This is a genomic window from Mesorhizobium sp. M0563, assembly GCF_040321065.1.
Lineage (GTDB): Bacteria > Pseudomonadota > Alphaproteobacteria > Rhizobiales > Rhizobiaceae > Mesorhizobium.
Genome location: NZ_JAMYQV010000016.1, coordinates 72,505 through 87,690, shown reverse-complemented (window position 1 = coordinate 87,690; position 15,186 = coordinate 72,505). Strand labels below are relative to the sequence as shown.

The 15,186-nt window shown below is 63.2% G+C and carries 12 protein-coding genes; 6 read left to right on the top strand and 6 right to left on the bottom strand.

All coding sequences use genetic code 11. The features are described 5' to 3' along the window. Positions 1-72: 72 nt before the first annotated feature. Positions 73-1,119 (top strand): L-glyceraldehyde 3-phosphate reductase, encoded by a 1,047-nt coding sequence (gene mgrA / locus NKI50_RS20400; RefSeq protein ID WP_352495501.1) that lies wholly within the window; start codon positions 73-75, stop codon positions 1,117-1,119. An 81-nt stretch (positions 1,120-1,200) separates the two neighbouring features. On the opposite strand, the gene NKI50_RS20395 is transcribed toward mgrA, so the two are convergent. Next, on the bottom strand, positions 1,201-1,530 hold the full coding sequence (locus NKI50_RS20395; RefSeq protein ID WP_352592770.1) for a DUF2934 domain-containing protein: 330 nt from the start codon (positions 1,528-1,530) through the stop codon (positions 1,201-1,203). Positions 1,531-2,146: 616 nt separating this feature from the next. Next, a complete protein-coding gene (locus NKI50_RS20390) occupies positions 2,147-3,280 on the bottom strand; it encodes a S1 family serine peptidase (protein WP_352495500.1) in 1,134 nt (377 codons plus the stop codon). A 350-nt stretch (positions 3,281-3,630) separates the two neighbouring features. Between NKI50_RS20390 and NKI50_RS20385 the strand changes: the two genes are divergently transcribed. Further along, the gene (locus tag NKI50_RS20385) at positions 3,631-4,713 is read left to right on the top strand and encodes a trypsin-like serine peptidase (RefSeq protein ID WP_031194911.1); all 1,083 of its coding nucleotides are present in this window, start codon (positions 3,631-3,633) and stop codon (positions 4,711-4,713) included. 151 nt (positions 4,714-4,864) lie between these two features. Here NKI50_RS20385 and NKI50_RS20380 read toward each other — a convergent pair whose 3' ends face one another. The 3 genes from NKI50_RS20380 to NKI50_RS20370 all read right to left on the bottom strand — a co-directional run bounded on the left by NKI50_RS20380 (position 4,865) and on the right by NKI50_RS20370 (position 8,250). Further along, a complete protein-coding gene (locus NKI50_RS20380) occupies positions 4,865-5,569 on the bottom strand; it encodes a DUF4760 domain-containing protein (protein ID WP_352717422.1) in 705 nt (234 codons plus the stop codon). Beyond that, a complete protein-coding gene (locus tag NKI50_RS20375; RefSeq protein ID WP_352483640.1) occupies positions 5,566-5,937 on the bottom strand; it encodes a hypothetical protein in 372 nt (123 codons plus the stop codon). The genes NKI50_RS20380 and NKI50_RS20375 overlap by 4 nt, the downstream gene beginning before the upstream one ends. A gap of 111 nt (positions 5,938-6,048) precedes the next feature. Beyond that, positions 6,049-8,250 (bottom strand): caspase family protein, encoded by a 2,202-nt coding sequence (locus tag NKI50_RS20370; protein ID WP_352483604.1) that lies wholly within the window; start codon positions 8,248-8,250, stop codon positions 6,049-6,051. Positions 8,251-8,459: 209 nt separating this feature from the next. Here NKI50_RS20370 and NKI50_RS20365 point away from each other — a divergent pair, with 209 nt between their 5' ends. Next, entirely contained in the window at positions 8,460-8,864 is a 405-nt protein-coding gene (locus NKI50_RS20365; RefSeq protein ID WP_023721937.1) for a Fur family transcriptional regulator, read from the top strand. A 239-nt stretch (positions 8,865-9,103) separates the two neighbouring features. Here NKI50_RS20365 and polA read toward each other — a convergent pair whose 3' ends face one another. Continuing rightward, entirely contained in the window at positions 9,104-12,052 is a 2,949-nt protein-coding gene (gene polA, locus NKI50_RS20360; protein ID WP_352483603.1) for a DNA polymerase I, read from the bottom strand. Between the two features lie 445 nt (positions 12,053-12,497). On the opposite strand from polA, the gene NKI50_RS20355 reads away from it, so the two are divergent. The 3 genes from NKI50_RS20355 (at position 12,498) to NKI50_RS20345 (ending at position 15,063) form a co-directional block, all read left to right on the top strand. Next, positions 12,498-13,883, top strand: coding sequence for a M20/M25/M40 family metallo-hydrolase (locus NKI50_RS20355; RefSeq protein WP_352483602.1), 1,386 nt, complete (start codon positions 12,498-12,500; stop codon positions 13,881-13,883). 103 nt (positions 13,884-13,986) lie between these two features. Beyond that, positions 13,987-14,607, top strand: a complete 621-nt coding sequence (locus tag NKI50_RS20350) for a ribonuclease D (RefSeq protein WP_031193995.1) — start codon at positions 13,987-13,989, stop codon at positions 14,605-14,607. Between the two features lie 204 nt (positions 14,608-14,811). Beyond that, positions 14,812-15,063, top strand: coding sequence for a hypothetical protein (locus NKI50_RS20345; protein ID WP_352483601.1), 252 nt, complete (start codon positions 14,812-14,814; stop codon positions 15,061-15,063). Positions 15,064-15,186 lie beyond the last annotated feature (123 nt).

Genomic DNA, 15,186 nt, shown 5'->3' with positions numbered 1-15,186 from the left:
AAGGTGCGGAAGGCTCGGCTGCCGTGCGTCGCGGCGACAGCCGTCGGGCTCGTTTCGATATGAGGATTTCCCATGCCCTATGTTCCCGCCGAGAACCGCTACGAAAAGATGGTCTACAATCGCTGCGGGCGGTCCGGCCTGAAGCTGCCGGCGATCTCGCTCGGGCTGTGGCACAATTTCGGCGACGACACGCCGCATAGAACCAAGCAGGCAATCACGCGCAAGGCCTTCGATCTCGGCATCACGCATTTCGATCTCGCCAACAATTACGGCCCGCCGCCCGGCTCGGCGGAGCGGGCCTTTGGCGAGATCCTGCGGACGGACTTTGCCGGTTATCGCGACGAGCTGATCATCTCGACCAAGGCCGGCTACGAAATGTGGGCAGGACCTTACGGCGAATGGGGCGGCCGCAAATATGTGCTGGCCAGCCTCGACCAGAGCCTGAAGCGGATGGGGCTCGATTATGTCGACATCTTCTATTCCCATCGCTTCGACCCCGACACCCCTCTGGAAGAGACGATGGGCGCGCTCGATCACGCGGTGCGCTCGGGCAAGGCGCTCTATGCCGGCATTTCCTCCTATAATTCACAGCGCACCCGCGAAGCCGCCGACATTTTGAAGCAGCTCGGCACGCCTTGCGTGATCCATCAGCCGAGCTATTCGATGCTTAACCGCTGGGTCGAGGACGACGGCCTGCTCGATACACTCGAGGGGCTTGGCGTCGGTTCCATCGTGTTCTCGCCGCTGGCACAAGGCATGCTGACCGACAAATATCTCGGCGGCATCCCCGATGGCAGCCGCGCCAGCCAGGGCAAGTCGCTGCGCCCGGCATTCATCAACGACAAATCGATCGCAAATATCGAGGCGCTGAACGTCATCGCCCGTCGCCGCGGCCAGACGCTGGCGCAGATGGCGCTGGCCTGGGTGTTGCGCCGGGGCAGGGTGACGTCGGCGCTGATCGGCGCCAGCCGGCCGGAACAGGTCGTGGATTGCGTCGGCGCGCTCGAGACGCTCGACTTCAGCGATGCCGAGCTCGCCGAGATCGACACCTTTGCACGCGAGTCGGATATCAATCTCTGGGCGACGTCGGCCGAGCGCAAGGGGCCGCCAAGGAAGTAGGCGGAGACGGTCCGCGGTCCGTTTTCATCGAAAGACGCGGCAGCGCAAACTGATAGCTGTCTTCGACACGGTGGCCAGCGGCTAACTTTCGGCTGCCTTGAGGTTCCGCGCGGCTTCTTCGAGTGCGGCTCTGTCGTTGCCGAGCCTGTCGATCAACTCTTGCGCCTGATCACCGGTTATCCCGGTGCGCATCGCCAGTGCCTCGACCGTCAGAACGTCGGAACTGGCGATCGTTCCAGCCGGACCGTGCTCGGCCGCGTCATCATCAGCCTGGCCGGTCATCGTCTCATCGTAGCCAAGCTCTTGCTTCGCCTGCTGCCAATGACGCTCATGCGCGCCATCCGGGCGGCCCTCGCGCATCCAGATTTCATAGGCTCGTTGCCGAATCTTTTCATGCCGATCGTTGTCCATGACGGCTCCTCCCTTGTGGCGTTTTCACCAACGCGGGGAGCGCCGGAACGATCCGATGTTCAAGCCGATTTCGCACACATGCCGGACAAATCCCGGGTTCTCACAGAACAAACACCGGACAGAATCGTTTTGCCGAGGAACCTGTACAGTGGGCCGACCGTTGAGCCGAGCCTTCCGCAAAGGAGATTACCATGGCCGACGACCCGAACGAATCCGCAGCACCGAAGATGACTCAACGTGAAGCTCAGGAAGCCCTGGAGAAGCAGGTCGCGCAGCTGAGGCGTGAGATCAACAAGATCAATCGGACCTTGGCCGAACGCGCGGAAGAGACGATCGAAGAGGCCGGCGACTGGTATGACAGCGCTGCTGACCGCGCGTCCCGGACGGCGCAAGCCCTGCGCAACAGGGCGCAAACGGTTTCCGGGGTCGTCCAGGAGAATCCTGGCACAGTATCGTCCGCATTCCATACTCGGAGCGGCAGTAGGGGCGCTACTGGGCCTCACCTTGGCCGCCACAGACCAGCGCCGCGATCGCTGGTTCTAGTCCCGACCCCAGGTTTTGGGACAGAAACAGCGGGATTGCTCCCGCTGTTCATTGGTTCAGCAAGTGACGCCGGTCAGGGCGTCGCCGGCTTCTGCGCCGTGCCGAGGGCTTTGGGTGCTGCGGGCACGGGCGCTGCCGTTTTCATCTTCTCCTCGATCCAGCCGGTGTAATTGGCCAGCCGCGTGTAGATGCCGTAGGCGTTCTTGTGGCCGCAGGCGGTGCCGCCGTCGGCCGGACCTTCGCCCCAGCTGACGACGCCGACCTGCACCGGACCATCGGCGCCGGTCATGAACAGCGGTCCGCCGCTGTCGCCATTGCAGGCGTCGCGCTCGCCGCTGGCCGTTCCGGCGCAGATCATGTTGCCGGTCAGCGGATCCGCCATGTCGGCAGCAATCGCGTTGGCGGCCGCCTCGATGCCCCTTTCCGAATAACGCATGCGGCGGGCGAGCTCGCCGAGCGCTGCTTTCAAATCATGCGCATAAATCGCCTTGATGCCGCTGTTGCAGGTTGCGTTCGGCTGGAGGTCCAGGTCGGCGACCATCAGCGCGGTGGGAAATGTTCCGTCCTGCATCTTGCCCCAGCCGGTGACTGTCGTCTTGCCGGCGTCGGGGGTCGGCTCACTGGCAATTTTGATGGTCGGGGCATCGGCCGGCTCGGCCAGCCGGATCAGGCCGAGATCGTTGTCCAGCGTCTGCTCGCTGTAGCCCTCGTTGACGATGATCTCCACCGCCTTGTAGCGCTTGCCCTCGCTGAGATCGGTGGCGCCCGTGAGCACGGTGACCACATCAGGCGAAATCGGCTCGCCGTCGTCATTGAGGCAGTGCGCCGCGGTCAGCACCCATTGCGGCGCGATCAGGCTGCCGCCGCAGAACTGCGCATTCGCCTGCGAGGCCGGGCTTTTGTCCAGCTTGCCCGTGGTCAGCAATGCCACCTGGAACGGGTAGGCGCCCGTCTCGGCCTGCTTGCCGCCGTAGACGCGATCGGCGCCGTCGGGGTTCTCCGCCCTGGCCTTTGCCCTGGCCTCGGCCACGCGTTTCATCGGCGAGATCGCCGCCTCCGGCCGGGCGGCCGCGTCCGTGGCATGAACGGAATCAACGACCGGCAAGGCCGCCGCGATGCCGAGCAGCGCGGCGGCGGCAATCGGTCTGAACCTATGGATGATCTTCACCTCGAACCCCCTGAGACAATATTCCGACAGGTCAGCCACGGACGCATGATCCACTGAAATGGAACCGGCCGGTGAGATCATGCTCCAAGGCGGAGCGCGATCCGTCACAAAACCGAGCACCACTTTTGCTAATCGTGCTGTCGAACCAAGCCCGCCCAAATCCTATAGCCCCCCACGGGCTATGTGAAAGCAATTTGTCATTGCCAATGTTGGATTAATTTAGGCAGTATACCGTTGCGGGCATTTTTGGCGGGGACCTAAACTGGCTGCACTGAATAATGGCCCGGTAAAGGCGCCGGCAACCAATTTCATTTTTCGTCACCACCACGATCTCGACAATATTTCTCTATCTTGATCCAGTCCTTGCTGACTTTTGGGAGAGTCTCACCATGACAAAACTGACACATAGCATTATTGCGTCCGCGTTGCTTTCCACCGCAATGTGGGCGGTTCCTGCCTTGGCTGCCGATCCAGGCTCCGCCAATGCTGGCAACGGCGAAAGCATGCGGGACGTGACATCGGGCGATTACAAGCCCGGCCGGGCGAAACCGATCGCCCCGCCGAAACTGACCGACGACGAGGCCAACCGCGCCGCGCCGCTCGCCGACGAAGCAACGGCAGTCAAATCTTATGGCATCGTCGGCCGCTCCGCCGATGGCAAGGACATCAAGATCGACCCGAACGAGACGCTGAAGGACCTTGTCATCAAGGAAATGAACGCGCCCGCCGACGGGCAGAAGTCCGATAATTCCGGACTAAGCGGAGGCGAAGAGGCCGGCCGCCAGGTGTTCGGGACGGACGACCGCGAGCAGATCAAGAATACCAAAACCTACCCGTTCACCGCGATCGGCTATCTCGAAGGCAAATCGAAGAGCGGCAGCTATGGCAGCTGCTCGGCGACACTGATCGGCCCGCGCACGGTGCTCACCGCGGCGCACTGCCTCTACAGCCACGAGGACAAGGCCTGGCTCGACGATATCCTGTTCGTGCCGGCTCTCAATGGCAAGACCGCCGACGACGCTCCGTTCGGCGCCTTCACCTATGAAAGCGCCTATATCGTCCAGGGCTTCATCGACAATTACCAAGGCTTTTACGGCTCTGTCGTGCCGTGGGATCTCGGCATCGTCACTCTCAAGCAGGATGTCGGCACCAATCTCGGCTGGCTGGGCTATGCCAACTATGTGGATCTCGGCGATTTCACCGCCAACATCATCGGCTATCCCGGCGACAAGCCGATGGGCACGATGTGGAAGGCGACCTGCGAAGTGCACGCCGAAAACATCGCCACCGAGTATTTCCAGTACGACTGCGACACGTATCCAGGTTCGAGCGGCAGCTCGGTCTATGCCTATGACAATGGCTCCAAGCAGCGCGTCATCACCGGCGTGAACGTGGCCGAGAGCCCGGATGCCAATACCGCCGTGCGCCTGAACGCCATCAACGTCCAGTGGATCAACAGCCTGTACAAATAGGCCTGCAGAGTGCGCGCCGCGATCATCGGGGCGGGTTATCTATTTTAGCGGCATTTCTGCGACGCCAAATATGATCACACTTGGCTGCAAAATGCTCCAATCAAAGCCGGCGGCGGAGCATTTCCGTCGCCGGCTTTCGCATTTTCGGGGATTATCTGGATTGGGCCGGGGGTGGCGCCTGGCGGACATAGTTCTCGATTGGCAGGGCGAAGGTCGGCGAACCGGCCTTGCGCTCCTTGTCGATATAGCCGGCAAAATAGCTCCAGAACGAGGCGGCATAGTCGCGGAAATACGAGTCGGCGACCTGACGCGAGCAAAGCCTGCCTTCGACGCAGAAGGAAAGACGGTTGAGGAAATAGACGATGCGGTCGAAATTGTCGCTGAACTCGGCAAGCGGCATGTCGCCGCCGGTTGCGCTCATCGCCTCGATGCCGATGCGTTGCCGATAGACCTGTTCCTCGGTCGGCGTGGGATTGGCGCTGAGCAGATTGCCGTATTTGGCATTGAGCGTCGCCAGGCGTTGCTTGAGGGCCCGTTGCGCCTGCTGGTGATCCTTGCTTTCCCAGAGCTCGACCAGCGACATCGTCTGTTCGACACGCTTCTGCTCCTGGTTTGCCAGGAACTGGTAGACCGAAAAGATCAAGGTGAAGATGATCGCCAGCCGTACCAGCAATCCGGACCAGGCATAGACAAGCATGCGCCAGTCGCGATCGGTGAACGGGTTCGCCTCCTTCTTGACCTCGTGATTGCTCACCCAAGGCAGGCCTTCGACGGTTTCCGGCAGTGACGCCGGCTTCTTTTGCGGTACCGGCGCCGCCCCTGCCTGCTGCGTTGCGTCGCTCCCTGCTTTCGTCATCCGCAGCTGTCCAGTTCGATGATAGCTGACGGATCGAGCACGATGCCCGGCGTCTCCAGCTTCTTCTTCAGGCAATCCAGCTGCGCCCGCGAAACGATGAACTGCACGTCAGGCTCCACCTGCGGCTTGCCAGGCGACGGCAACGGCTCGACCACGCCGCGTGAGGTGCAGCTGCTGAGATCGACGACGACGGCGGTGTTGCCGGTTTTGGCGATCTGGTCGTACTGATCGAGAAAGCAACTCGCCAGTTCGGAGTTGATGACGACCTCCTTGGCGCAAAGGCCGCAGATCTCGTCCGCCGAGGCATTGGCGGCCAGCAACAGCCCGGCGACAAGGCCGGCGGTTGTTGCGCGCCACGAAAATACCATCCTGTTCACGAACGCCCTCATCCGTTCCGTTCGGCCGCCGACAGCGGCGGTCGAAGAATGTTCATTATCAGCCGATCAGGCAAGAGGCCTGGCCGGGCGCTTGATCCCGCCTCAGGCGCGCGGCACCGTCTCCATCGGGAAGATCATCACGGCGCCCTTCGATGCCTTGTCGTCGGTGAGCCGCATGGCCGACCGCGTCGCCGGCGCCATGCCGATATCGGCCAGCATATCGGAGAAACTTGGCTGTCCCAGTCCGCGCGTTACCGAGACAACCCCCGCTTGCGCCAGGAAGCTCAGGTCCTGCTTCTCGCTCTGCGGCGGCGCCTCGGTCAAGACGGCGATCATCTGCTCCATGCCGAAGCTGGTGTCGGTGAATTTGAACAGGCCTTCCTCGAGCACGGCGCCCTCGGTCAGGCGCTCGGCAAGAAAATGCTGGATGGAATAGTCGGAGCCGACATAGAGCACGTTGATGTCAACCAGGTTGGTCGAGCCGTTCCAGACCAGCACATGCACCTGATCGTCGGGCGAAACACGCGGCACCGTCGACGGCTCGATAGGCTGCAGCGCGTCACTGTCCAGACGCTTGATCCGGAACTCGACGTCGACCTCTTCCGGCCGATAATCCGAAGCGGCGGCCAGCCTCGACAGGCCGATGGCGCGGAAGATTTTCGTCAGGTTCCTGGCCGCGGCGTCGATCAGCTTTTCGCGGCCGTCCGGATGAATGACGATCAGCGGCGGCTTGCTGCCATCCTTGAGCGTCATGTCGCCCGAAGCTGGCAGGAACCACAGCGCCGGCGCGTCGGTGGCGTCTTCTGCGGCGCCGGCAATGGCATTCTCGCGCAGCACGGCGAGACGCAGATCTGCGCTCTTGCCCGGCTCGACCAGCGCGATGTGGAACCCTGAGTTCTCCCTGGCCGCCAGATCGTCGAGAACCGAGTTCGCCAGCGCAGCCTCTTTCTCGAGGCCTTTGGCCGCTGCCGGCCGCGCGACCACGAGCTTGTAGTCGACGGCGAGCTCGGCGAGCCGGGCATAGGCATTGGCGGGGATGTCAGCCAGCTTGAGCGCCGGCTTGCCGCCGAACTCGACCGGCTGGACCCGGCTCTCCAGGTTCTTTGCCGATCGCACCTGGAGATAACCAAGCGCCTCGGACAGCGGCGACAGCGCCGACGGCAAGATTGCCAGCTTGCTGCCGGGGGTGAGGCGATGCAGCAGTCCGGCGCCGATGGTGGCTTTGTCGTCCTTGACGACGATCGGCCATTGCATGACCGCATCGGTCTTGTCGGTGCCGAAGACGCGTGCGTCGAGTTCTCCCTCGAACAGCGGCGTTGGCCGGGTGCGGCCGTCCGCCGAATATTGCTGCAGCACCGACTGACCGAGTTGGCGGTAGGTGATGTTGGGGTTCTCGGCCAGTTTCGACAGGATGGTGAAGGTGAACAGCCCGAAACGCGGCGCATCGGCCGTGCCCCTGGGCAGCGGCATCTCAGGCGTCGTCTCCACCGTCTGCGCCGCGTAGAAGGCGACCAATTTACCCTTGGTGGTCGGCTCGGCGCCGGTCGGCGCCAGCTTGAAGGCCGGCTTGCGCTGCCCGTCCTCGCCAAAGCCGCGCGGCGCGGCCGACGCAATCCCGTCATAGGCTTTCACCGCAGCCGCCCTGGCAGCATCGTCGCCGCCGACCAGATCGGCGAACTCGACCTTGCGTTCCAGCTCGTCGTCGACCTCGGCGGCGCGCGTCGCCGTGCCGGAATGGCAGCAGTCGAACACGGCCCAGATAAAGGCGCCCTTGTCGCGAATGGCGTCGAGTGCGGTGCCGATCTCGTTGTCGACCAGCGCATTGGGCACGCCCTGTTCGTGGTTGACCCATTTGTCGATGTCGGACGGCAAGAAAATTTCGTCGAGGCCGTCGGTCTCGTCGCCCTTGGTCGCCGCGGGCTGTTGCGCGCCGTGACCGGACAAATGCAGATAGACGAAATCATCACGCTGGACCTTGGCGGCAAGGTCGGCGAGTGCTGCCTTGATCGCCGCATGTGTCGGCGGTCCGTTGGCGCCTTCGACATCCTTGGCGAGCAGCGTGACGTTTTCGGCCAGGAATTTTACCGGCGCGGGCGTGTTCCCCAGGAGGTAATCGCGCACCAGGCCGGCATCGTTTTTCGGTCCGATCAGCCAGTTTTTCTTCGGCAGGTTCGGGTAATCGGTGCAGGCAACAAGCAGCGCATGGTAGGTGCGCGCCGCTGCGAATGCCCGAAACGGCACCAGGCCGGCAGCGGCCAGCGCAGACGTGCCGGCAAGCAGCGTCCGCCGCGTCACTTTGATCATGGTTGCTTCCCCAAGCCCGATCGAATTTCCAAGCACGGCCAGCCTGGCTGACGATTTTGTCAGTATTTTGAATATGGCCGCCGGCCAGCCGACCACCGGCTGCGAATAGAAACAGTAGCAAAAATAGCAGTTCGTCGCTATCTCAGTGCAAGAGGTCGAATTGCATGCGAACTGGCAGTGATCGGCACGGAGCGGCTTGGAACGGGATCATGGCGGCAAGGGATGTACTGACGAAGAACCAGCTTTGCGTTCTCGAGAAACTCGAGGCCGCCAGCGGGCCGCTCAGCGCCTATACGTTGCTCGACCAATTGCGCGAGCGCGGTTTTCGCGCACCGCTGCAGGTCTATCGGGCGCTCGACACGCTGGTGAAGTCCGGCTTCGTGCACAGGCTCGAAAGCCTCAATTCCTTCGTCGCCTGTGCCGAGCCGCACGACCACAGCCATTCGATGACGGCGTTTGCCATCTGCGACAGCTGCGGCCAGGTGACCGAGTTCTCCGACCACGATGTCGGCCACCGGCTCGACGAATGGGTGCGCTCGACCGGCTTCGCCGCCAAGAAGGCGGTGATCGAGTTTCGTGGGACTTGTGCGAAGTGTTTGGCTGAAGCGGCTTGAGGGCTTACTAAGCCGCGAGATGCTGGCGGGACAGCGCCCCCCTCTGTCCTGCCGGACATCTCCCCCGCAAGGGGGGAGATTGGCAGCTTCAATTTCACCGCCCATTTTTGCAACGCCGACGGTTGGCGAAAGCCGGGGCGACATCCGATCTCCCCCTTGCGGGCCCCTTGCGGGGGAGATGTCCGGCAGGACAGAGGGGGGTGGGAAGGATCGCGACTTAGCCGGCTGCAGACGGGACGTTAATGCGCCTCTTCCCAGTTGTTGGCGGCGCGGGCGTCGACGTGCAGCGGCACCGACATCGATACCGCCGGCATGGCGGCGTTCTCCATGACGTGGCAGACGACGGGAATCGTCGCCTCGACCTCGGCTTCGGCCGTCTCGAAGACCAGTTCGTCATGCACCTGCAGCAGCATGCGGGCGGAAAGCTTCGCCTTCTCCAGCGCCTCGTCCATGCGGATCATGGCGCGACGGATGATGTCGGCGGCGGTGCCCTGCAGGCGTGCGTTGATCGAGGCGCGCTCGTTGAACGCCCGGATCGAGGGGTTTGACGATCTGATCTCCGGGTAGTGGATGCGGCGGCCGAAGATGGTCTCGACGAAGCCGTGCTCGCGCGCATAGGCCTTGGTGGCGTCGATATAGTCGCGGATGCCGGGGAAGCGCTCGAAATATTTCTTGATGTAGTCACCGGCTTCTTCGCGTGCGATCGACAGCTGGTTGGCGAGGCCAAAGGCCGAAATGCCGTAGATGATGCCGAAATTGATCGCCTTGGCACGGCGGCGCACTTCCGAAGGCATGCCCTCGACCGGCACGTTGAACATTTCCGAGGCGGTGATGGCGTGGATGTCGGCGCCGTCGGCGAAGGCCTGCTTTAGCTGCGGGATTTCGGCGACATGGGCGAGCACGCGCAATTCGATCTGGCTGTAGTCGGCGGAAACCAGCTTGTTGCCCTTGTCGGCGATGAAGGCCGTCCTGATCTTTCGCCCCTCGACGGTGCGCACCGGGATGTTCTGCAGATTGGGATCCGAGGACGACAGCCGGCCGGTCGTCGTCGCGGCAAGCGCGTAGGAGGTGTGGACGCGCTTGGTGTCGGGATGGATGAAGCCGGGCAGGGCATCGGTATAGGTCGATTTCAGCTTGGTCAGCTGGCGCCAATCGACGATCTTGCGCGGCAATTCGTGGCCTTCGGCGGCGAGGTCTTCGAGAAGCTGCGCCGAGGTCGACCATTGGCCGGTCTTGGTTTTCGAACCGCCGGGCAGGCCCATCCTGCCGAACAGGATGTCGCCGAGCTGTTTTGGCGAGCCGATGTTGATGCGCTCGCCGACCAGCTGGTAGATCTCGTCCTCGAGCCGCGCCGCACCTTGTGCCAGTTCGCCGGAGAGCCGCGACAGGATCTGCCGGTCGACGGAGATGCCGCGTTGTTCCATCCGTGCCAGGACTGGCACCAGCGGCCGTTCCAGCCGTTCATAGACCGAGACCAGGCCCTTGGCGGCAAGGCGTGGCTTCAGCACCTGCCAGAGCCTGAGCGCGACGTCGGCGTGCTCGGCGCCGTAAGCCGTCGCCTTGCCGAGGTCGGCCTGATCGAGGCCGACGAAGTTTCTTCCCGAACCGGCCAGTTCCTTCAGCGGAATGGTCGCGTGGCCGAGCCATTTATCGGCCAGCGCCTCCAGGCCATGGCCACCATGGGTGCCGGCCTCGAGCACGTAGGAGATCAGCATCGTGTCGTCATAGGGGCCGATCTCGATGCCATGACGGCTCATGACGACGAGGCGGTATTTCATGTCGTGCACGATCTTGAGGACAGATTTGTCCTCGAGCAGAGGCTTGAGCAACGCTAGTGCGTCGCGGATCGAGATCTGGTTGTCGACCGCGCCGCCGCCGAGCAGGTCGCCATTGCCGTTTTTATGGGCAAGCGGCACGTAGGCGGCATGGCCAGGCGCGACGGCCATGGCAAGGCCGATCAGTTCGGCCCGCATCGGATCGGGCGAGGAGGCCTTAACGTCGAAGGCGACGATGCCTCTCTCCATCGCCTCGGCGATCCAGGCCTTCAGCGTCGCGGCGTCGCGGATGCAGGCGTAGGCGCCGGTGTCGATCTTGCGGGCGGTCGCAACCTCCAGGCGAAGCGCCGAAAGCAGCGATGGGGTGTCGCCTTGCTTGGCTTCGGCCGGGACTTCGGAAGCCGCTTCGTCCGACGGGGGTGCGCTCTCGGCGGCCGCGGGCATGCCAAAACCCATATCGGGGCCATGCGCGGTATCGGCACGCTCTATCGTGACGGCAGTGGCCGCAACGTCGCCCGCGTCGGTTCCGGTCGCTTCGGCGACGCGGCGGGTCAGCGTCGAGAATTCCATGGTCTTGAGAAAGCCGATCAGCCTGGGACCGTCCGGCGCGTGCAACACGAAATCGTCAAGCCCTTCGGTCACCGGCACGTCGTTCTTCAGCGTCACCAGATCACGCGAAATGCGCGCCTTGTCGGCGTTGGCGATGATCGATTCGCGCCGCTTGTCCTGCTTGATCTCGCCGGCGCGGGCGAGCAGCGTATCGAGATCGCCGAACTGTTCGAGCAATTGCGCCGCCGTCTTCGGCCCGATGCCGGGCACGCCCGGCACATTGTCGACCGAATCGCCGGTCAGCGCCTGCAGGTCGATCATCTTCTGCGGCGGCACGCCCCATTTCTCGATCACCTCGGGAACGCCGATCTGGCGGTCCTTCATCGGGTCGTACATGGCAACCGTTGGGCCGACCAGTTGCATCAGATCTTTGTCGGAAGAGATGATGGTGGTGTCGGCGCCGGCTTCGCAGGCAAGCCGGCAATAGGTGGCGATCAGGTCATCGGCCTCGTAGCCTTCCGTCTCAAGGCATGGCAGGTTGAAGGCCCTGGTCGCCTGGCGGATCAGGCCGAATTGCGGGATCAAATCTTCCGGCGGCGCCGAGCGGTTGGCCTTGTATTCGGGGTAGAGGTCGTTGCGGAAGGTCTTCGACGAATAATCGAAAATCACGGCGAAATGCGTCGGCACGATGCCGACATCGGTGTTGCGGGCGTCCTGGGTCAGCTTCCAGACCATGTTGCAGAAGCCGAGCACGGCACTGGTCGGCAGCCCGTCGGACTTGCGGGACAGTGGCGGGAGCGCGTGATAGGCACGGAAGATGTAGCCGGAGCCGTCGACAAGGAAGAGATGATCGCCTTTTTTCATGGCACGAGGGATAGCGCGGCGCAGCGCCGCGGTCCATGCCAAAGGCGGCTTGCGCCAAGGGTTCCGGCAACACCCTGACAAATGGCGTGTGAGCTTGGCCGGCCTGGCGGCTTGGCCGGAGCTTTGTTCGCTCACGCCTATGTTACAAAAGTGTAATTTTTGTGCCCTTGAATCGCCACGTTCGCAGACACAGATAAACGCCATCGGCAGTTTTCGCCGAAGTCCGGAGCAAGGCCCGTCCCCCGCCTATCCCGGACACTTGCGGCAGCCTATCCCCCCTCTCCGGGCTGCCGCATCGTTTCGAGTAAGGCCGCCGTGGTTCCCCCTCCACCACGGCGGCATTTTTTTGCCTTTCGACCCGATCCTGCCCGTGGCCCAACGTTCGCGGGCTTTCCGTTTGGCCGCATGGGCTCTAGATTCGCCGCCAGAATCGAAAGGCCCGCCTATGTCCGCAGTTTCCCCTGTCCTCGACCGCCTCGACAAGAACTTCGACCAGAGCCTGGAACGCCTGTTCGGCCTGCTCAGTATCAAGTCGATCTCCACCGATCCGGACTACGCGGCCTACTGCCGCAAGGCCGCCGAATGGCTGGTCGCCGAGCTCAAGTTGATCGGCTTCGACGCCAGCGTGCGCGACACGCCAGGGCATCCGATGGTGGTCGCGCATCACGACGGGCCAGCCGGCGCGCCGCATCTGTTGTTTTACGGCCATTACGACGTGCAGCCGATCGATCCGATCGAGTTGTGGGAAAGCGACCCGTTCGCGCCGGCGGTCAAGGAGATCGAGCCCGGCCACAAGGTGATCACCGGCCGCGGCGCGGCCGACGACAAGGGTCAGCTGATGACCTTCGTCGAGGCCTGCCGCGCGTGGAAGCAGGTGCATGGCGGATTGCCGTGCCGAATCACGATCCTGTTCGAGGGCGAGGAGGAGTCCGGATCGCCGTCGCTGAAACCGTTTCTCGAGGCGAATGCGGACGAGCTCAAGGCCGATTTCGCGCTGGTCTGCGACACCGGCATGTGGGACCGCGATACGCCGTCGATCTGCGTCTCGCTGCGCGGGCTGGTCGGCGAGGAGATCACGGTGACGGCCGCCGACCGCGACCTGCATTCCGGGCTGTATGGCGGTGCGGCCGCCAATCCGATCCGCATCCTGGCAAAAATCCTGGCCGACATCCACGATGAGGATGGTCACGTCACCATTCCGGGTTTCTATGACGGCGTCGAGGAAACGCCCTCGCAGATATTGCAGTCGTGGCTGTCGCTGGGCGAGACCGCCGAGACCTTCCTCGGCCCGATCGGCCTGTCGATTCCGTCCGGCGAAAAGGGCCGCTCGGTGCTCGAACTGACCTGGGCGCGCCCGACGGCCGAGTTCAACGGCATCATCGGCGGCTATACCGGCAAGGGCTTCAAGACGGTGATCGCCGCGCAAGCCTCGGCAAAAGTCTCCTTCCGCCTCGTCCACAAACAGGATCCGGCAAAAATCCGCGCCGCCTTCCAGGCATTCGTCAGGCAGCGCGTTCCGGCCGACTGCTCGGTTGAATTCCATCCGCACGGCGCCTCGCCGGCGATCCAGCTTTCCTACGACTCGCCCTTTCTCGCCAAGGCCAAGCAGGCGCTGTCCGACGAGTGGCCGAAGCCGGCGGTGGTGACCGGCAGCGGCGGCTCGATCCCGGTGGTCGGCGATTTCCAGACCTATCTCGGCATGGAATCGCTGCTGGTCGGTTTCGGTCTTGACGACGACCGCATCCACTCGCCGAACGAGAAGTACGAGATGAGCTCTTTCCACAAGGGCCAGCGCTCCTGGGCGCGCATTCTCGAGGCGCTGACACGCTGAAATTGCGTCACAATCAACTTTGTGTTGATTTTTCACCGGATCACGGCAAGGACGGGCACGGCCCGTCGCGTATCGCTGCACGGGGCCGCGACCGGAGAAGACGATGAGCGACATACGTTTCCACAAAAACGATTTGCCCGGCCTGCTGCATTACGATGTCGGGGCGGTCGCTATCGACACCGAGACGCTCGGGCTGAACCCGCATCGCGACCGGCTCTGCGTCGTGCAGATCTCACCGGGCGACGGCTCGGCCGACGTCATCCAGATCGCGCCCGGCCAGAGGAAGGCGCCGAACCTCGTCAGCCTGCTGAAGAATCGCAGCATCACCAAGCTCTTCCACTACGGCCGCTTCGATCTCGCCGTACTCTACAACGCCTTTGGCGTCATGCCGGAGCCGGTGTTCTGCACCAAGATCGCGTCGCGGCTGACGCGCACCTACACCGACCGGCACGGGCTGAAGGACATCTGCTTCGAGCTTCTCGGGGTCGGCCTGTCGAAGGCGCAGCAATCCTCGGACTGGGCGGCCGAGACGCTGTCGCCCGAGCAGCTCGAATATGCCGCCTCCGACGTGCTCTACCTGCACCGGCTGCGCGACGTGCTGAGCGCGCGGCTGGCGCGCGACAACCGGACCAGGGAGGCCGATGCCTGCTTCCGCTTCCTGCCGACGCGTGCGAAACTCGACCTGATGGGCTGGGATGAGGAGGATATCTTCGCCCACAGCTAATGGCCTTCATGATAATTCTATTCCGGCGGCCATCTGGCGCAGTTTTCTCCGCTTCCGGTGCTCACGGACCCAAATGTCCGCTGCGCTCCGGTTCTCGAAAACCACGCCATATGCCTCGCCGGAGCGAATTCTCATAAAGGCCATCGGCCAGGAACCGAGGGCGCTTGTCCCGGCGCTCCGGTCGCTTCACCGGGAGGAATGGAAATGGCTGCGCGAAAACCGATCGAAACGGCACCCAAGGACGGTTCCAAGGTCACCGTCTACTGGCAGGATAGGGACGGCGTGATGAACGAAAGCATCGCGCAATACCGTTCGCTCGACCGGCTGAAGGCGGCCGGCGGCGACTGGGACGAAAGCGACGCCGGCTGGTGGGCCTATACGGACGGCCATACGCAAAAGAAGATCGAACCGATCAGCTGGCGGCCGGCCTCCGACGACCCGGACGCGGACGACTGAGGGTTGTCGCAACCGCCGACCTGAAGTGATTATTCTGAGGCGAAGCGTATTTTGTTCTTGCTTTGTGCCGGCAGCTATGCTACTAATTCCACTATGGTGCTCATTGGCGCCAACGACCCGCCC